Origin of the sequence: Rhodanobacter sp. C03 (assembly GCF_002001175.1) — a bacterium.
In the GTDB taxonomy this organism is placed as follows: Bacteria; Pseudomonadota; Gammaproteobacteria; order Xanthomonadales; family Rhodanobacteraceae; genus Rhodanobacter.
Genome location: NZ_MUNT01000001.1, coordinates 1343516 through 1360294, shown reverse-complemented (window position 1 = coordinate 1360294; position 16779 = coordinate 1343516). Strand labels below are relative to the sequence as shown.

Genomic DNA, 16779 nt, shown 5'->3' with positions numbered 1-16779 from the left:
CTGCAACCTTGATGGGCCGATTGAGCTTATATCCGGGCGTGTATCGCCGCACACAAGGGCTGGACACGTTGTGATCCGCCTTGTCTGTAGGAAATTCTGTAGGAGCGACTTCAGTCGCGACGCTTCTTGTTTCATGAAGGAAGAGCGATCGCGACTGAAGTCGCTCCTACAGGGGGCGGCGCACGCCAACCGCATGGCGCTATAGTCGGCGCCGCCAGCCACCGCGAGAACCGCATGAACGACACACCGCCTGACAGCCTCAATGCCGACGCACTGCCCGAGGATGCACCCTACCTCGTCGCCACCACACGCTGGCTGGAGCGCGCGGTGATCGGGCTCAACCTGTGTCCGTTCGCCCGTGCGCCGCATGTGCAGGGCAAGCTGCGCATGCGGGTCAGCCACGCCCGCGATGCCGATGCGCTGCTGGATGACCTGTGCGGCGAACTGCAATCGCTCAACGCGCTGACGCCGGACGAATGCGAAACCGGCCTGCTGATCCATCCGTTCGTGCTGACGGATTTTCTCGACTACAACGACTTCCTCGATGTGGCCGATGCGGCGGTGCAGACGCTGGGGCTGGAAGGCGAATGGCAGGTGGCCAGCTTCCATCCGGACTACCAGTTCGCCGACAGCGCGAAGGACGACGTCGAGAACTTCAGCAACCGCTCGCCCTACCCCACGCTCCATCTGTTGCGCGAATCGAGCATCGAGCGCGCGATGGATGTGATGAGCGATACCGACAGCATCTACCGGCGCAATATCGAGACACTGCAAAAACTCGGTGTCGATGGCTGGCAGGCGTTGTGGCGCGACGCGAAGGGTTGAACGCGCCTGCTCGCAACGTGCAGTTCACATTCGCGTCGGGCGAAGCTGTCATGCTGACGAGTGAACAATCTCCCCGATCCCTACGCGGAAAGCGTCGATCCGAGCGTGCAATGCACGACCTGCGAAGCGGTCTGTTGCCGCCTCACCGTGGTGCTGATGCCCGAAGATCATGTGCCGACCTGGCTGATCCATCGCGACGAGCGTGGCCTGGAAACCTTGGCCAAAGGTGAGGACGGTTGGTGCGCTGCGGTCAATCCGAATACGTCGGGTTGCACGATCTACGCGGATCGCCCGGTGATCTGCCGAAAATTCGCGATGGGCAGCCCGAGTTGCCGCGACGAGCGGCACAAGTGGTTCGGTGACGCGATTCCCACCGCGGTGCATATGCTGTAGCGCTGCGTAGGGCGGGCACTGCCCGCCGTTCTGTGTCACGTCGTAGATCAAGAGCCGGCGGGCAGTGCCCGCCCTACGCGGCGAAGATCAACGCGATCTCGTCGGCATCGAGCGCACGCCATTCACCCAGCGGCAACTCGCCCAGGGTGAGTCCGCCGACCGAGATGCGCCGCAGCGTCTCGACGTGATTGCCGGCGGCGGCGAACATGCGACGTACCTGGTGATAACGGCCTTCGGTGACGGTGAGTCGCGCATGCCGCGGACCCAGCACCTCCAGCGATGCCGGCGCCAGCGGCTCCTTCTCGGTTTCCAGCATCACGGTGCCGCTGGCGAACAACGCGCCTTCATCGCCATGCAGATCCTGCGCCAGCGTGGCCTCGTACACCTTGGTCACCTGCGCCTTCGGCGAAATGATCCGGTGCAGCAATGCGCCGTCGTCGGTGAACAGCAGCAGGCCTGTGGTATCGCGATCGAGCCGGCCCACGCTGGACAGTACTGGCGTGCGCACGTTGTAGCGCGGTGGCAGCAGGTCATACACCACGCGACCAGGATCCTTGCGTGAGCAGGTGACGCCGAGCGGCTTGTTCAGCATCAGCATCAGGCCCTGCGGCGGATCGAGCGGCTCGTCGTCGACGCGGATGTGCTCATGCGGCACCACATCATCGGCGTACAGCACCTCACCATCGGCATCGGTGATGCGGCCGGAGCGGAACAACTGGGTCACATCCTTGCGGCTGCCATAGCCCAGGTTCGCGATAAGTTTGACCAGTTTCATGACTTGACCCGTTTCATTGCTGCACTCCACTTGCCTCGATCACCTTGAAACCCTCTTGCACCACCACGCTGCGTACCTCACGAAAGCGCGCCGTCAGTATCGCCTCATACGGCAGATGGCGATTCGCCACGATAAACAGCCGCCCTGACGGTTGCAGCGCGTCGGCCGCGCTGTTGATGAACGCCTGCCCCAGTGCCGGCAGATCGGCACGCCCCTGATGAAACGGCGGATTGCTGACAATGGCGTCGTAGCGCTGCGGCAGGCCGCGGGTCACGTCATGCCAGTGCACCGACACTGCCAGTTCGCGTCCGCTTGCATGCTGCGCCTTGACCAGATTGATCCGCGCCGGCTCCAGTGCGCGTGCCTCGGCTTCGTACAGGTCGATCGCAGCGACGTTCGGGCAGCGCGCGATGACCTGGCTGGCAAGATAACCGTAACCGGCGCCAAGATCGGCCACGCGGCCATGCAGGTCATCCGGCAGATGCGTGGCCAGCAACGCCGAGGCGCGATCGATGCGATCCCATGCAAACAGGCCGGGACGGCTGACGTAGCCATCGACGATCACGCGCGGCGCATCCAGCGCCAGCCATTCGCCCAGCAAGGTTTGATCGATCCCAGTCGCGTTCGGCGTGCTCCAGAACACCCGGCATTTGTGCTTGGACAGGTGTTGCACGGTGCCGGTCAGTTTAGCCAGATCCGCCTCGCCCGACTTGGCACCTTCGGCGTTCGGCATCGACGCCAGTACCGTGCCGCCCGGCGCCGTGTGGCGCAGCGCACGGGCGAACAACGCGCGCGCCTCGTCGCGCTGCCGCGGCGGCAGCACCAAGACCAGCGGAAACACTTCATCGGCTGCCGGCTCGCCCACGCGCAGACCGTTGCGCCCCAGCTCGTCGGCAAACGGCATGAAGCTCTGCTCACACAACCAGCCGGGCTGCGCCATTTCGCGCAGACGCACGCCCGCGCGCGCGCGCAGGAACAGCACGCGGTCGTCCGCCTGCAGCTGCAACTCCGACGATTCGAACGGAACAAACAAGGCCGCCAGCGCCGCCTCCGGCGCGGCCGCGAAAAAACCGGCAGCAGTCACGTCATTTCTTCAGCCATGAAACAGTGGCGGCATTGTACGTGGTGACCCGTCTGGATACTCGAAAGCTGTAAGCCTCTGCAACTGTCGTGGCATGCTTCAGGGAACCGGATACTGACGCCACAGGGAAAGCCATGAAGCACTGGAAAACTCTACCGATTCTGCTGTGTGCCTTGTTGTTCGTATCCGCAGCACGAGCACAGGAATCGCCACCCAAGGCCCAGACCCGCTGCGGCTGGTTCGACAATCCGACGCCAGGCAACGCCTCGCTGTTCGATCGCGATGGCGAATGGGTGATCGGCATCCAGGGCGGTCACCAGGCCGAGGGCGACTGGCCCGAATTCAGTGACGCCCAGTGAGTCGACACCAACGGACACCATGGGCATGGCTGCGCCTGCCTCGACGTCGTGGTCTCGGCGCACTCGCACGAGATCATCCGTATCGCGGCAGCCCGCGCGAAGGCCCTCAAGATCTGCCGCAACGACCATGCGTTGAAGGAACCGGACTGACACCCGAATCGGGCGCCCCGGATGGGGCGTGCTGCCGCCTTCGCATCGACAGGCGACGGCATGCATGCCGCGCCAGCTCAGCTGCCGCTGTGTGCGGTTACCGCATCCATGACCCGCGCCGAATACACCATCGCGGCGCCGGCATTCATCGCCACGGCCACACCAAGTGCCTCGGCGATTTCCTCGCGGGTGGCGCCGTGCTTCAGCGCCTCACCGGTATGCACGGTGATACAGCCATCGCAGCGGGTGGTGACGGCCACCGCCAGCGAAATCAGCTCACGCGTTTTGGCGTCCAGATGACCGGTTTTCTCGCCGGCACCGGACAGGGTCTGGTAACCCTTCAGCGTATCCGGGCTCAGCTTGCCGATTTCACCAATGCGCCCGATCAATTCCTTGCGGTAACCCAGCCAATCCAACATGGAAGTCTCCTCGCTGACGTGGCGACCGGACGCCGTGCCCGGCCGTGGTCGCCCATAGTGCGCCAGCGTGTCTGCGTTGGGTATCGGCGAATCAGTGTATGCCGACAACCGTCGAGGCAGCGGCCGGCAACTCCTCCAGCATCTGTGTGGTCAGCGGCTGGTAACCACCGTCGAAATGATGGCTGCCCTTCTTGGCGTGGACAGTTACCCAGGTCGGCAGGCCCGGTTCATCGCAAATGCTGTCGTCGCTGTCATCCAGGCCGTAGTAGCACACTGTCGGCGGCTGTCCCTGCAGTGCCTGCAACGGCGGCAGCGTATCGTAATGCCGGATCGGATTGACGTACTGCAGCAACGTCTTGACGTGCTCCTTGAACCAGCCCTGCTTGATCATGTAACCCTCGAGCTCGATCTCGAAAGTCGTATCCCGACTCGGTGACAGCAGCACCAGCTGGGTGATCCGCGCACGATTGGGCGGGCTGAGCTTGTCGATGATCGTTGGCAGCACATCAGCACCGAACGAGAACCCGACCAGCCAGATCCGTTTCTTTCCCCACGCGTCGGCGTATTTCGTCATCAATGCATCGAGCTGCTGCGCCGACTCTGCCGGCGTGCGCTCGCGCCAGTAGTACTTGAATGTGTTGACGCCGAGCACCGGAATGCCGCGATCGATGAACGCGATGCCCAGACGCCGGTCCAGATCGGCCCAGCCGCCGTCGCCGGAATAGATGATCGCCATGACATCGTCCTTGCCGGCCGGCGCTGCCACGCTGATGCTGCTGACCGGCAGCACCACGGTGGCCTGCTCCAGGCTGATGCGCGACCACGGGCTCCAGATCAGCAGGGCGCACACCAGGCCAATGCCAATGACAGCCAGCGTGATCCCTATCCTGCGTTTCATCGGCGCACCACCCCTGAAAGTCCGCCGGAGATCAGGCTGGCCACATTGGTCAGGATCATCGGCAACGCAATGCCGCCTGGCACCGCCATGTAGCGCGGCTCCCATTCCGGATCGAATTTGTTCTTGTAACGCTGCAGCCCGCGGAAGTTGTAGAAGCGCTCGCCGCGGCCGAACACCAGCGCACCGAAACGGTTCCACAGCGGTGCCTGACGCCGGTTATGCAGCCCGGCCAATGGCGCCATGCCGAGGTTGAACCATTGGTAGCCTTCGTCGCGCGCCCACTGCATCAGTTCCACGAACAGGTAATCCATGATGCCGCCCGGGCCATCGGGCACATGCCGCATCAGATCCACCGAGGCCTCCTGTTTGGTCTCGTTGAGGAACATGTTCGCGAACGCCACCAGCCGGTCACCCTGCCATACCACCGCCATCGGCGTGCGCACCAGATAGCGCGGCTCGAAGGCGCCGAGCGAGAAACGCTTCTCGCGCACATTCTTGTCGCGCAACCATGCGTCGGAGACTTCCTTCAGTCGTGGCAGCAGCGGCGCCACCGCCTCGGCCGGCACGATCTCCAGCCGCAGGCCGTCGCGGGTCAGCTTGTTCACCGTATTGCGCAGCACCTTCCTCGATTTGCCGTCGAGATTGAAGCTGTCCAGCCGCACGCGGGCCTCCTCGCCGATCTTCAGCAGGTTCAGGCCCACTTCCAGATACAGGTCCAGATCGGCCGGGTTCACCTGATAGAACACCGGCCAGCCACCGGCGTGTTCGCACTGTTCGAGGAACGACCACACCAGCTCGCGCCGGGCATCCTCGTCGATGCCGACCGGATCGCCCATCGCCACCCAGCTGCGACCTTCGGTATCGAACATCACAAAGGCCTTTTGATCCTGGCCGAACAACAAGGTCTTGTCGCCCATCAAGGCCAGATGCGCCTGCGCGGAAGGACATTGCTTGATCAGCGGCAACGCCTGCGCCAGCTCGGCCTCGCTGGGCGGCTCGTGTTTCAGCTTCTGCGGGCGGATCAGACTGGCCAGCGCAAACAGCATGCCCGCCGCTGCAGCCGCAACCAGCGCACGTAGCGCTCGTGGTGCACCGCCCTGATGAAGGCTGAATTCCCACCACAGGTCGCTGCTGTACTCGACATGCTTGTAGCTGAAAAACACCAGCCACGCCGCACAGCCCAGGATCGCCACGATCGCCACGATCCAGCCGATCGAGAAGCTGGTGCTGAACAGCGAGGCACGCCGATAGAACAAGCGGTGCGCCGGCGCCAGCGCCATCGCGAGCAAGGTGAGCAGGGTCGCCTCCTCGTAATCGATACCTTTCAGCAGCGAGAACACCGCGCCAGCCAGCAGCAACACCAGGGTCAGCCAGTAAGCCGCATCCAGCCGGCGCTGCAGACCGCGGGCAAGGATCAGCAGCAGCATGCCGATCACGCTGGCCAGCAGATGCGACACCTCCAGCACGGACAGCGGCAGCACGTCGCGCAGGATCGCCATACGTGCGGGGAGCGCGCGGGTCGCGCCGGAGAACAGCAGCACCGCACCGGAAACCAGGGTCAGTCCTGCGAAAAACGATGGCAGCAGGCCGGTGAACCACGGCGTCAGCAGGGATTTCTCGCGCAGGCCGCGCGCCTCGCGCTGCAACACCAGTACGGTGGCCGTACACAACGGCAGCAGGTAGTAGATGACGCGGAATGCCGCCAGTGCGCCGAGGATCGGCGCGGCCAGCGCCTCGTTGCCGGTGGCGCCGAAGCCGGCCAGCATCACCGCCTCGAACACGCCGAGGCCACCGGGCACGTGGCTGATCAGGCCGATGATCTGGGCAATCACGAAGATCGCCAGGAAGTGTCCGAAACCGTTGTTCAGCTCGTCCGGCATAAGGATGTAGAGCACGGCCGCCGCCAACCCCCAGTCGAACGCACCGACCAGGATCTGCCGCAGCGCGGTGGTCGGTGTCGGCAGGCTCACGTGCCAGCGCCACAACCGCAACGGCCGGCGCAGCACACGACCAGCCACCAGCCATGCCAGCGGAAGCAGGGTCAGCAGGATCCCGAACAGCTGGCTGAACCCCGCCAGCGGCAGATTCGGCGGCAGCGGCACCAGCAGCAGGGTCACGCCCGTCAGCGCCAGCAGACCCAGCCAGAAACTGGTGGTGCAGAACAGCACTACCCTGGCCACCTCACCGGTGGACAGGCCGTTCTGGATATAGAAGCGGTAACGGATCGAACCGGATACCAGCAGCGACATGCCCACGGCATTGCTGAACGCATAGCTGATGAAGGAGATCAGGGTGACCCGTCGCCACGACAGCCGCCGCCCGATCGAGGCCAGCGCAAAGCGGTCGTACAGCGTCATCACCGCATAGCCCAGCAAGGTGAACAGTGCGGCCAGCAACAGGCGCGTGCGCGAAATGCTCTGCACGTACTGGCGCACCTGGTGATAGTTCACTTCCTTGGCCAGCAGGTGCAGCGCCCACAGCGCGAGGCACAGCATGCCCACCGACAACAGCGGCCCAGCGAGCCTGCGCAGCAACACTGTGCGCTGGCTCGGTGGCGTCAGGGCATCCCCGACGTCTTGAACCTGCTCGACCTTTTCCTGCTCCACGCGACGACAAACTCCCTGGTAAAGATCGACTAGGTTGCCACATTGAAGCTGACTGGCAATCCGCGGCGAGGTGCGGAACCGTCTTTCAGGTGCTGCATGGCCCGGCGGCCGCTCCAGAGCGACCTCCCGCCGGGCATCACGCGCTATGCGTTCGTCGACCCCTGTCCCAGGCGACCGACCCAGCGGTACAGCAACACCATCACTGCAATGAACGCCAAGCCACCGACCCACAACGCCGGACCGTGCGCGAACGCATCGCCTACCAGGTCGAGCGGATAGTCCTTGCCGGAAAACGCGACGCCGGCGGCGATCGCCACGCCGAGCAAACCCTCGCCGACGATCATGCCGGAGGCGAGCAGCACGCCGAGTTGCTTGGTCGCCTCGGGGTTCTTCGACGTGCGGTCGGCGCGACGGTCGAACCACCAGCCGGCGACCGCGCCGACCACCACCATCAGCGTGCTCTGAGTCGGCAGGTAGATGCCCAGGCCCACCGCGAGCGGCGACAGATGCGCGGACTTGGTCGTGCGGCGCAGTACCTCGTCGATGATGATCATCACCACGCCAATCGCCCCGCCGATCTCGATCAGGCTCCAGTCGATGTTGTTCTTGATCACGCCCTGCGCCAGCGCCGAGATCAACCCGGCCTGCGGTGCGGGCAGTGCATTGGGCCGCTGCGGACCTGGCGCACCGACGAAGCCATAGGCGTGGTTGAGCAGGTCGAGGATCGGCGGAATGATTGCGGCACCGGCAATCACGCCGATCACCAGCGCCCATTGCTGCTTGGACGGCGTCGCATCGACCAGTTGTCCGGTCTTGAGGTCCTGCAGGTTGTTGTTGGCGATCGCCGCGGCGGCAAACACGATCGAGGTGATGAACAGGGCAAACGCCACCAGCGCGTTCTCGCTGCCGGCCGGCAGCGTCGAGCGGATGCCGAACACCAGCAGCAACGCCGCGCTGATCACCACGATGATGCCGATGCCCGACAGCGGGCTGTTCGACGAACCGATCAGGCCAGCCATGTAGCCGCATACCGCGGACACGAAGAAACTCATCAGCACCACGAAGATCAGGCCTGCCACCACCAGCGCCACCACGTGATCGCCCAGTCCATGGCCGGCGGTCGTCGCGAAGTTCGCGATCAGCCAGCCGATCGGCAGCATGCACACCAGCGAGATCAGGCCGACCTGTCCGATCGGGATGTCATGCTCGGTACGCGGCAACGAGGCGGCATTGCCGGCACTGCGCACGCGCGAAGCTGCCATGGCGGAGGTCAAGCCCGTGATCACCGGTTTGACCAGCTTGGCCAGGGTCCAGATCGCCGCCACGCCGATGGTGCCGGCGCCGACGAAGCGCACCTTGTGGCTCCAGGTCGCGTTGGCGAGATCCGCGATCGAGCCGGTCAGCGGCATCAGCGCGGAAAAATGCGGCACGCCCCAGCCCCAGCCGATCAGGGCGCCGACCAGCATCGCAATACCGACCCACAAGCCGACCAGGTGGCCGATACCGAACAACGCGAACGAGAGGAAGAAATCGAAGCCGGTCACGCCACCCTTGTCGCCACCGACACGGAAGTAGTGCACCACGTCGCCCGCAAATACCCGCGTCGCGACCACTACCGCAAACACCGCCGAGACGATCGAACCCCACAGCACGGCAAGCAGGCCGGCGCGATTCGATTCGGCCGCCGCCTCCGCGCTGATACCTTCGCCGCCGCCGGCACCGACCTTCAGCACTTCGGCACAGGCCACGCCCTCGGGATACGGCAGGTCGGAATTGGTCACCAGCGCGCGGCGCAGCGGTATCGAATACATCACGCCGAGGATGCCGCCCAGCGCGCAGATCGCGAACGAGGTCCAGTAATTGAAACCGGTCCACCAGCCGATCAGGATCAGGCCGGGCAGCACGAAGATGATCGAGGACAAGGTGCCGGCCGCCGAGGCGACCGTCTGCACGATGTTGTTCTCCTGCATCGTGGCGCCCTTGAAGTAGCGCAGGATGGCCATCGAGATCACCGCCGCCGGGATTGACGTGGCGAAGGTCAGGCCGGCCTTGAGGCCGAAGAACACGTTGGCCGCGGTGAATACCACGGTGATCACGACGCCGATGATCACGCCGCGTACGGTCAGTTCGTTGCGCGGCGTCGCGCTGGACATGGGCTGTGCACTCACGAATGGTTCTCCCCGACTGGATGCTGCTGCGGAAGATAGCGTGGAATGGCAACACGTGGTTACCCTTGACACGACAGGCTGAATCCCGACCGGACCCACGCACAAGCGTCAGAAGCCCAGTCGGCTCTCGAATCGCCGTGGCTCGCCGGACAGCGGATCGACAAACGCCAGGCTGTGCGCGAGCAGTTTCAGCGGATGCTGATAATCGTCATCGGCCTTTTCCGCCAATGTCGGATAAAGCGTGTCGCCCACGATCGGTGCACCAAGCGCGGCCATGTGCACGCGCAGTTGGTGCTTCCTGCCGGTGACCGGATGCAGCGCATAACGCCAGATGTCGCCGCCGCGTTCGATCGGCTCGATCCGCGTCTCGCTGTTCGGCTCGCCGTCGATCTCCTGCATGCGGAAGAACGGCTCGCCCGCGACGATGCGCGAGCGGTGCAGCAGCGGAAACGCCAGCACAGGCAGTGCCGGCGCCCATGCCTCGTAGCGCTTGTCGATCCGCCGTTCGCGGAACAGCGCCTGATATGCAGCACGACTGGCCGGGTTCGCGGAAAACAGCACCAGACCCGCGGTAAGCCGATCGATCCGGTGCAGCGGTACCAGGTCGGGATTGTCCAGCCGGCGAATCAGCCGTCGCAGCAAGCTCTGCTCGACAAAGCTGCCAGCCGGCGTCACCGGCAGGAAATGCGGTTTGTCCGCCACCACCAGATGTTCGTCCACATGCAGCACGGTTTCGACAAACGGGATCGGCAGCTCGTCCACGACTTCGCGGTAATAGTGGATGCGCAAGCCTTCCCGATACGGTGTGTGCGCCGTGATCGCGACACCCTGCCCGTCCAGCACCCGGCCACGCGCAATGCGGTCCAGCCATTGCGCGCGATTGATCGCGGCGAACTGCGCACATAGCCCATCGAGCACCGTCGACCAGGCACCGGCGGGCAGGTGCACGGTGCTGGCATCGGGATCGCGGGCGAAGGATGGGATGGGCGGGCTCATGGCTCCTGCCAGTCTAATGCGCGTCGTCAGGCTGCCTGTCGTCGGGAACGCGTAGAATGGTCGGCTGTTGTCTCAAGGCACCCCCATGGCCCTCAACTCCACCATCTACAAGGTCGAACTGCAGATCAGTGACATGGATCGGCATTACTACGCCACCCATGCGCTGACCCTGGCGCGGCATCCGTCGGAAACCGAGGAACGCCTGATGATGCGGCTGCTCGCGTTCGCGCTGTACGCGGACGAGCGGCTGGAGTTCGGCAAGGGCATCAGCGACGAGGATGAGCCAGCGTTGTGGCGCAAGGCCTACACCGACGAGATCGAGCTGTGGATCGAGGTCGGCCAGCCGGACGAGACACGCATCCGCAAGGCCTGCGGCCGTTCACGCCAGGTAGTGGTGATCAGCTATGGCGGCAACATGGCCGAGATCTGGTGGAACAAGGTCGGCGCATCGCTGGGTCGCAACAAGAACCTCACCGTGCTCGACATTCCGGCCGCTACCGTCACCGGACTGGTTGCCCTGCTGCAGCGTGGCATGCGCCTGCAGTGCCTAATCCAGGACGGTCAACTGCAGCTGATGAACGATGCCGATGCGGTAGCAGTGGATCCGTTGCGCCGCATGGCACCTGCCGAAACGGTGAGCTGACCCTGCTTCGTCGCGAACAAGGCGATCGCCGCTCGTGCCGTCACCATTTACCGGATAATCCCGATCCGAACCTGATCCACCCTCTATCCCGGAGTCATTCCATGCGCTGGTTGCTGTCCCTGCTCGCCGTCTTCGCCCTCGCCGCCTGTACCGCCGCCCCGCCGGCGCAAGCCACTGGAAGCGTGGACAAACTCACCGTGATCGACCAGAAGGTCGGCACCGGCGCCGAGGCGAAGGACGGCATGAAGGTGTTGGTGCATTACACCGGTTGGCTGTACGACGACAGCGCCAAGGGCAAGCACGGCAAGAAGTTCGACAGCTCGCGCGATCACGGCGAGCCGTTTTCCTTCATGCTCGGCCAGGGCAGCGTGATCGCCGGCTGGGATCAGGGCGTGGCCGGCATGCATGTCGGCGGCAAGCGCATCCTGTTGATTCCGGCCTCGCTTGGCTATGGCGCGAATGGTGCCGGCGACGATATTCCGCCGAACGCATCGCTGGTGTTCGAGGTGGAGCTGCTGAAGGTTGGTGACTGACCGACCCCATTGTTGTGTAGGAGCGACTTCAGTCGCGGTGCTTTTGGGATGTTGCGCGAAGAGCCATCGCGACCGAAGCCGCTCCTACAGCTCCTACAACAGCAGGAGGACGATCAATCTTCCTGCGCGGCTGCCTCGCGGCCCTGCTGGCGGATGATCGCTTCCTCACGGGCATCGATGATCGACTGCATCACGCTGTCCACATCGGCGATGCTCTCGTCAAACTCGAAGTGGCCGGTGAGTTCGCTGTCCGGGTGCAGCTCGCCCAGCTCGAACAGCGCCCACATTTCCTCGCCGTAATACGTATCCAGCAGTTCCGGCGCAAAGCGCGACAGGCTGATCGTGATGTTGCCCACGTCCCGGCGCAGCATCGCCCGCGCCGAGTTGTTGCCGGAGGCGCTGACCGCCTGCGGCAAGTCGATGATCACCGGACCTTGCGGCCCCACCAGCACGTTGTATTCGGACAGGTCGCCGTGGATCAGGCCGACGCAGAGCATCCGCGCCACTTGCTGCATCAGGAAGCGGTGGTACTCGCGCGCGGTCTCGGCCGACAGTTCCACTTCGCCCAGCCGCGGTGCGGAATGGCCGTCCGCATCGGTAACCAGTTCCATCACCAGCACGCCACTGAAGTAGCCATATGGCTTCGGCACCCGCACGCCGGCGGCGGTGAGCTGGTATAGCGCATCGACCTCGGCATTCTTCCAGGCGGCCTCGGCTTCCTTGCGGCCAAACTTGGTTGCCTTGCCCATCGCACGCGCCTGCCGGCTGCCGCGTACCTTGCGCCCTTCCTGATACTGCACGCGCGCCTGAAAACTGCGCTGCGCCATGTCCTTGTAAACCTTGGCGCAGCGGATGTCCTCGCCCGAGCGGACGACGTAGACGGAAGCTTCCTTGCCGCTCTTCAGCGGTCGCAGCACCTGGTCGATCACGCCTTCGTCGATCAGATCCTGCAGGCCCTTGGGGGTTTTCATGCGTGGGAGAGCTTCTGCGATTCGTGGAATAACGCCCATTATGGCCGATCGGCGGCCTTGCCCGGTCTTTCGCGGCGGCGTCCGGTCAGTTCGCCGCCAGCAAGCGATCCCGCGCCGCTGCAGCGATCTCGAACGAATGCCGTCGCGCCGCATGCTCGAACACATTGGCCGTGATCAGCAGCTCGTCCGGTTGGTGCCGGGCGATGAAGGCCTCGACGCCATCCTTCACGGTACCGGCATCGCCGACCACCGCACAGGCCAGCGCACGTTCAACCATCAGCTTTTCCGGCGGCGTCCAGTACGACTCGATATCGTCGATCGGCGGCGGTATCAGTCCCGGTCGGCCACGCCGCAGGTTGATGAAGCTCTGTTGCTGGGTGGTGAACAGCCGGCGTGCCTCGGCATCGCTGTCGGCGCCGACCACGTTGATGCCGAGCATCGCGTACGGCTGCGACAGCTGTGCCGATGGCCGAAAGTCGCGCCGGTACAGCGCCAGCGCCTCATCCATCGCGTCCGGTGCAAAGTGCGAGGCGAATGCGAACGGCAGGCCGAGTTGCGCCGACAACGTGGCGCTGAACAGGCTGGAGCCAAGCAGCCACACCGGCACCTCGATACCGGCACCGGGCACGGCGCGCACCTGCTGACCGGACGTGGCCGGCTCGAAATAGCCAAGCAACTCGACCACGTCGTGCGGGAACGCATCGGCGCTGTCGAAGTAGCGACGCAGCGCCTTCGCGGTGGGCTGATCGGTACCCGGCGCCCGACCCAGACCCAGATCGATCCGCCCCGGATACAGCGACGCCAGCGTACCGAAGGCCTCGGCCACCTGCAGCGGCGCGTGATTCGGCAGCATGATGCCGCCGGCGCCGACACGTATCGTCGAGGTGCCACCGGCCACGTGGCCGATCAGCACCGCCGTCGCCGCGCTGGCGATGCCGGGCATGTTGTGGTGTTCGGCCAGCCAGTAGCGCCGGTAGCCGAGGCGTTCGCCCAGCCGGGCCAGATCCAGCGTGTTGCGGAACGCCTGGGCGGCATCGCTGCCTGCGGTGACCGGCGCCAGGTCGAGGATGGAAAAGGGGATCATGTCGTGGTCTCGCTTTAACGAAGCCCCTGATCTGGGGGCTGTCATACCAATTGCCACCGTCCCAAGTCATGTAGGAGCGACTTCAGTCGCGATCGCTCTCCCTGCATGAAACCAGAAGCGTCGCGACTGAAGTCGCTCCTACAAGTCGCCCTACGGTTGCGGCGGCAGGCGTCTACAATGAGCCACCCTCGCTCCATGGCACCTCGATGACCGAACCGGTTCGCCTCGCCAAACGTGTCGTCGCGCTGACCCAGTGCTCGCGGCGCGAGGCCGAGCAATACATCGAAGGCGGCTGGGTGCGCGTCGACGGCATCGTGGTGGAAGAGCCGCAGTTCATGGTCGATACGCAGACCGTCGAACTCGATCCCGGCGCCAAACTGATTGCCACCGAACCGGCCACCCTGGTGCTGCACAAGCCAGTCGGCTACGACGCTGGCAGCGGCCCGAACCCGGCCAGCGCGCTGGTCACGCCGGAGACGCGATCACCCGACGATGCTTCCGGCGTGCGTCCGCTGAAGCGCCACCTGCAACGGCTGACCATACCGTTGCCGATGCCGACTCACGCCAGCGGCCTGCTGATCTTCACCCAGGACTGGCGCGTCACTCGCAAGCTCACTGAAGACATCGACCGGGTCGAACAGGAGTTCGTGGTCGATGTCGAGGGCGAACTGATCCCGAACGGTCTGGCCCTGCTCAACCACGGCCTGCGCTTCAACAATTACGCGATGCCGCCGATCAAGGTCAGCTGGCAGAGCGAGCAGCGCCTGCGCTTTGCGTTCAAGGTGCTGCAGCCGACCCAGCTCGAACCGATGTGCCAGGCGGTCGGCCTGAAGGTACTGGCGATGAAACGCCTGCGCGTGGGCCGTATCCCGCTGGCCAAACTGCCGCCCGGTCAGTGGCGTTATCTGGCTCCCGACGAACGCATTTGACGATACCCGGCGACGGCAACGGCATGTCTGGACTCTGCACAATGAGCACTGGATCGGCTTAAACTTCACCGCGCGTCATGCGTACCACATCACCTGATCAGACCACGGAGAACATCATGAGCAAGGGCATGGATTCAAAGAAAAGCGAGAAGAAAAAGCCGGCCAAGACCATGAAGGAAAAAAAGGCCGCCAAACAAGAAAAGAAAAAGAGCAAGTAATTGCCTCGCCTGCTCAGGCCAATACCGTTCAGACGAATGCGTGCCGGGCTGGAGCTATGCCACGCCCGGCACGGGATCGACACCAGGCCGATCAATACTGACCCATGTAATCACGCTTGCCGATCTCGATGCCGTTGTGGCGCAGCAGCGCATACGCGGTGGTGACGTGGAAGAAGAACTGCGGCAGACCGTAGCTCAGCAGATAAGCCTGCCCGTTGAAGCGGCGCTCCTTCGGTGTGCCAGGCCGTATCACAATCTCGCGCTGTGCAGCACCTTCAAACTGCGCTGCACTCAAACCGCCGACGAAATCGAGGCTGCGTGCAATCAGCCCGCGCAGTTCCTCGAACGTCTGCTCGTTGTCGTCGTACTTCGGCACCTCGGCGCCAGCCAGCCGCGCCGACACGCCACGCGCGAAATCGCAGGCGATCTGCACCTGCTTGCTCAGCGGGAACATGTCCGGGAACAGACGCGCATCGGTCAGCGCCCTTGGCTCGATGTTCTTTTCAGCCACATGCGCCGCGGCCTTGGCCAGGATCGCATCGAGACTGCCGAGCATCTGCTTGAAGACGGGAATGGAGCTGGTGTAGGTGGCGTCGGTCATGAGCTTTCCTGTGAGATGTCGATAAGTTATCGGCACAGTGTAGTCCCGGTTACCACATCGCCGATGCGGGGCTTCACATGCAGCTCATTCCATCACGCGAAACACCAGGCTGCAGCAGGTCACCGCACCTTCGGCCTTCTGCAATTCGGCGACCTCGACCCCGGTGACCTCGAAGCCGGCCTCAAGCAGCCGCTGCTGCGTGCGCGGAAAACTTGCCGGCATCAGCAGCGCGTCGCCAATGCGCAGCACGTTGGCGGCATGCGGTTCGCCGGGATCGACCTCGATGATGCGAAAGCTGGCAAACAGCTCGCGATCTACCCAATCCGGTTGTAGCAGCAACGTATCGTCGGCGACTTGCGTGACAGCGGATTTCAGATGCAGGCAGCCACGCGTCGGCACACCCCGCACGGCGTAGCCATGGCCGGCCAGCAACTCGCGCAACTGCGCGATGCCCTCGGCGTTGCTGCGCGCCGACTGGCCAACATATAACGTGCGACCAAGTCGCAGCACATCGCCGCCGTCGAGCGTACCCGGTGCATCGATCACCAGCACCGGCCGATAACGGCGCAGCACCTCGGCGACGCTGGGCACCTCGGCCCGGCGTGACAGCGCGCCGGGCCGGGTCAGCACCGCGACTTCGTCCAGCACGATCGCCGTGTCCTCGACGAAGACCGCGTCGGGCAGGTCCGGCTCGGCCGGCAGCGTCAACAGGCGGCAGCCGAGCGCCTCCAGCGCATGCTGGTAATCGTGATGCTGCGCGCTGGCACGCGCCACGTCGATCGCCTCGCGCGGCACATACGACAACTCGCAGTTGCCGAGGGTGGGGCTGACTTCACGGGTGACGGCAATCCACATGGCGAGTCCTTGGACGGTGCAATTCAGGAGTGACGAACACGCCAGGCGGCCAGCGCAGCCTGGTAGCGTTCAAGTGCGTCCGCGTAAACGTCATACACACAATGCACGCACCCCTCACCACAGCAATCGGCGGCGTCCGGCTCCGCCGGAGGCACCGGCGGCGGATCCGCGGAATCCTGCGCCAGCGAAGTGGATTCAGTGGGACTCACGGTGTTCCTGCCTGCATCGCGCCTGCGGCGGGTACGCCGCCTCGATGACCGATGGTGCCGCCAATC

General features: G+C 64.3%; 17 protein-coding genes and 1 pseudogene. 6 read left to right on the top strand and 12 right to left on the bottom strand.

Annotated elements, in window-relative coordinates; all coding sequences use genetic code 11:
• The first annotated feature begins 234 nt into the window (after nt 1–234).
• A complete protein-coding gene (locus B0E48_RS05865) occupies nt 235–825 on the top strand; it encodes a DUF1415 domain-containing protein (RefSeq protein ID WP_077516735.1) in 591 nt (196 codons plus the stop codon).
• A gap of 60 nt (nt 826–885) precedes the next feature.
• Nucleotides 886–1218: a YkgJ family cysteine cluster protein gene (locus B0E48_RS05860; protein WP_077516733.1), complete on the top strand. Its 333-nt coding sequence runs from the start codon at nt 886–888 to the stop codon at nt 1216–1218.
• A gap of 73 nt (nt 1219–1291) precedes the next feature.
• On the opposite strand, the gene B0E48_RS05855 is transcribed toward B0E48_RS05860, so the two are convergent.
• Both B0E48_RS05855 and B0E48_RS05850 read right to left on the bottom strand, forming a co-directional pair.
• Nucleotides 1292–1993: a pseudouridine synthase gene (locus tag B0E48_RS05855; RefSeq protein WP_077516731.1), complete on the bottom strand. Its 702-nt coding sequence runs from the start codon at nt 1991–1993 to the stop codon at nt 1292–1294.
• Between the two features lie 13 nt (nt 1994–2006).
• Nucleotides 2007–3077 (bottom strand): class I SAM-dependent methyltransferase, encoded by a 1071-nt coding sequence (locus B0E48_RS05850; protein WP_077516729.1) that lies wholly within the window; start codon nt 3075–3077, stop codon nt 2007–2009.
• A 131-nt stretch (nt 3078–3208) separates the two neighbouring features.
• Here B0E48_RS05850 and B0E48_RS05845 point away from each other — a divergent pair.
• A pseudogene (locus tag B0E48_RS05845) lies at nt 3209–3583 on the top strand (DUF4087 domain-containing protein).
• Between the two features lie 77 nt (nt 3584–3660).
• Here the strand turns inward: B0E48_RS05845 and B0E48_RS05840 are convergent.
• From B0E48_RS05840 to B0E48_RS05820, 5 genes are all read right to left on the bottom strand, one after another.
• A complete protein-coding gene (locus B0E48_RS05840; RefSeq protein WP_077442551.1) occupies nt 3661–4002 on the bottom strand; it encodes a carboxymuconolactone decarboxylase family protein in 342 nt (113 codons plus the stop codon).
• A 91-nt stretch (nt 4003–4093) separates the two neighbouring features.
• Nucleotides 4094–4900: an AcvB/VirJ family lysyl-phosphatidylglycerol hydrolase gene (locus tag B0E48_RS05835; protein ID WP_077516727.1), complete on the bottom strand. Its 807-nt coding sequence runs from the start codon at nt 4898–4900 to the stop codon at nt 4094–4096.
• Nucleotides 4897–7506 carry a bifunctional lysylphosphatidylglycerol flippase/synthetase MprF gene (mprF, locus tag B0E48_RS05830; RefSeq protein WP_254423863.1) on the bottom strand — a complete coding sequence of 870 codons (2610 nt, stop codon included), beginning with the start codon at nt 7504–7506 and terminating at the stop codon, nt 4897–4899. The genes B0E48_RS05835 and mprF overlap by 4 nt, the downstream gene beginning before the upstream one ends.
• A gap of 143 nt (nt 7507–7649) precedes the next feature.
• Nucleotides 7650–9659: an oligopeptide transporter, OPT family gene (locus tag B0E48_RS05825; protein ID WP_077516725.1), complete on the bottom strand. Its 2010-nt coding sequence runs from the start codon at nt 9657–9659 to the stop codon at nt 7650–7652.
• A gap of 123 nt (nt 9660–9782) precedes the next feature.
• A complete protein-coding gene (locus B0E48_RS05820; protein WP_077516723.1) occupies nt 9783–10670 on the bottom strand; it encodes a pseudouridine synthase in 888 nt (295 codons plus the stop codon).
• Between the two features lie 85 nt (nt 10671–10755).
• On the opposite strand from B0E48_RS05820, the gene B0E48_RS05815 reads away from it, so the two are divergent.
• A complete protein-coding gene (locus tag B0E48_RS05815; RefSeq protein ID WP_077516721.1) occupies nt 10756–11313 on the top strand; it encodes a YaeQ family protein in 558 nt (185 codons plus the stop codon).
• Nucleotides 11314–11414: 101 nt separating this feature from the next.
• On the top strand, nt 11415–11846 hold the full coding sequence (locus B0E48_RS05810) for an FKBP-type peptidyl-prolyl cis-trans isomerase (protein WP_077516719.1): 432 nt from the start codon (nt 11415–11417) through the stop codon (nt 11844–11846).
• A 113-nt stretch (nt 11847–11959) separates the two neighbouring features.
• On the opposite strand, the gene B0E48_RS05805 is transcribed toward B0E48_RS05810, so the two are convergent.
• Nucleotides 11960–12817 (bottom strand): PA4780 family RIO1-like protein kinase, encoded by an 858-nt coding sequence (locus tag B0E48_RS05805; RefSeq protein WP_077516717.1) that lies wholly within the window; start codon nt 12815–12817, stop codon nt 11960–11962.
• An 85-nt stretch (nt 12818–12902) separates the two neighbouring features.
• Nucleotides 12903–13901, bottom strand: coding sequence for an LLM class flavin-dependent oxidoreductase (locus tag B0E48_RS05800; RefSeq protein WP_077516715.1), 999 nt, complete (start codon nt 13899–13901; stop codon nt 12903–12905).
• A 206-nt stretch (nt 13902–14107) separates the two neighbouring features.
• On the opposite strand from B0E48_RS05800, the gene B0E48_RS05795 reads away from it, so the two are divergent.
• Nucleotides 14108–14830: an rRNA pseudouridine synthase gene (locus tag B0E48_RS05795; RefSeq protein ID WP_077516713.1), complete on the top strand. Its 723-nt coding sequence runs from the start codon at nt 14108–14110 to the stop codon at nt 14828–14830.
• A 309-nt stretch (nt 14831–15139) separates the two neighbouring features.
• Here B0E48_RS05795 and B0E48_RS05790 read toward each other — a convergent pair whose 3' ends face one another.
• The 3 genes from B0E48_RS05790 to B0E48_RS05780 all read right to left on the bottom strand — a co-directional run bounded on the left by B0E48_RS05790 (nt 15140) and on the right by B0E48_RS05780 (nt 16689).
• Nucleotides 15140–15649, bottom strand: a complete 510-nt coding sequence (locus B0E48_RS05790) for a DUF1993 domain-containing protein (protein WP_077516711.1) — start codon at nt 15647–15649, stop codon at nt 15140–15142.
• Nucleotides 15650–15733: 84 nt separating this feature from the next.
• Complete coding sequence (locus B0E48_RS05785) at nt 15734–16504, bottom strand: arginine deiminase family protein (protein WP_077516709.1); 771 nt, start codon at nt 16502–16504, stop codon at nt 15734–15736.
• 23 nt (nt 16505–16527) lie between these two features.
• Nucleotides 16528–16689, bottom strand: a complete 162-nt coding sequence (locus tag B0E48_RS05780) for an oxidoreductase-like domain-containing protein (protein ID WP_077517034.1) — start codon at nt 16687–16689, stop codon at nt 16528–16530.
• Between the last annotated feature and the right edge of the window lie 90 nt (nt 16690–16779).

Coding starts and splice junctions, on each gene's coding strand:
- B0E48_RS05820 (WP_077516723.1), bottom strand. CDS start 10,670: ATGAGCCCGCCCATCCCATCCTTCGCCCGCGATCCCGATGCCAGCACC.
- B0E48_RS05795 (WP_077516713.1), top strand. CDS start 14,108: ATGACCGAACCGGTTCGCCTCGCCAAACGTGTCGTCGCGCTGACCCAG.
- B0E48_RS05835 (WP_077516727.1), bottom strand. CDS start 4,900: ATGAAACGCAGGATAGGGATCACGCTGGCTGTCATTGGCATTGGCCTG.
- B0E48_RS05810 (WP_077516719.1), top strand. CDS start 11,415: ATGCGCTGGTTGCTGTCCCTGCTCGCCGTCTTCGCCCTCGCCGCCTGT.
- B0E48_RS05805 (WP_077516717.1), bottom strand. CDS start 12,817: ATGAAAACCCCCAAGGGCCTGCAGGATCTGATCGACGAAGGCGTGATC.
- B0E48_RS05800 (WP_077516715.1), bottom strand. CDS start 13,901: ATGATCCCCTTTTCCATCCTCGACCTGGCGCCGGTCACCGCAGGCAGC.
- B0E48_RS05815 (WP_077516721.1), top strand. CDS start 10,756: ATGGCCCTCAACTCCACCATCTACAAGGTCGAACTGCAGATCAGTGAC.
- B0E48_RS05825 (WP_077516725.1), bottom strand. CDS start 9,659: ATGTCCAGCGCGACGCCGCGCAACGAACTGACCGTACGCGGCGTGATC.
- B0E48_RS05785 (WP_077516709.1), bottom strand. CDS start 16,504: ATGTGGATTGCCGTCACCCGTGAAGTCAGCCCCACCCTCGGCAACTGC.
- B0E48_RS05865 (WP_077516735.1), top strand. CDS start 235: ATGAACGACACACCGCCTGACAGCCTCAATGCCGACGCACTGCCCGAG.
- B0E48_RS05855 (WP_077516731.1), bottom strand. CDS start 1,993: ATGAAACTGGTCAAACTTATCGCGAACCTGGGCTATGGCAGCCGCAAG.
- B0E48_RS05840 (WP_077442551.1), bottom strand. CDS start 4,002: ATGTTGGATTGGCTGGGTTACCGCAAGGAATTGATCGGGCGCATTGGT.
- B0E48_RS05790 (WP_077516711.1), bottom strand. CDS start 15,649: ATGACCGACGCCACCTACACCAGCTCCATTCCCGTCTTCAAGCAGATG.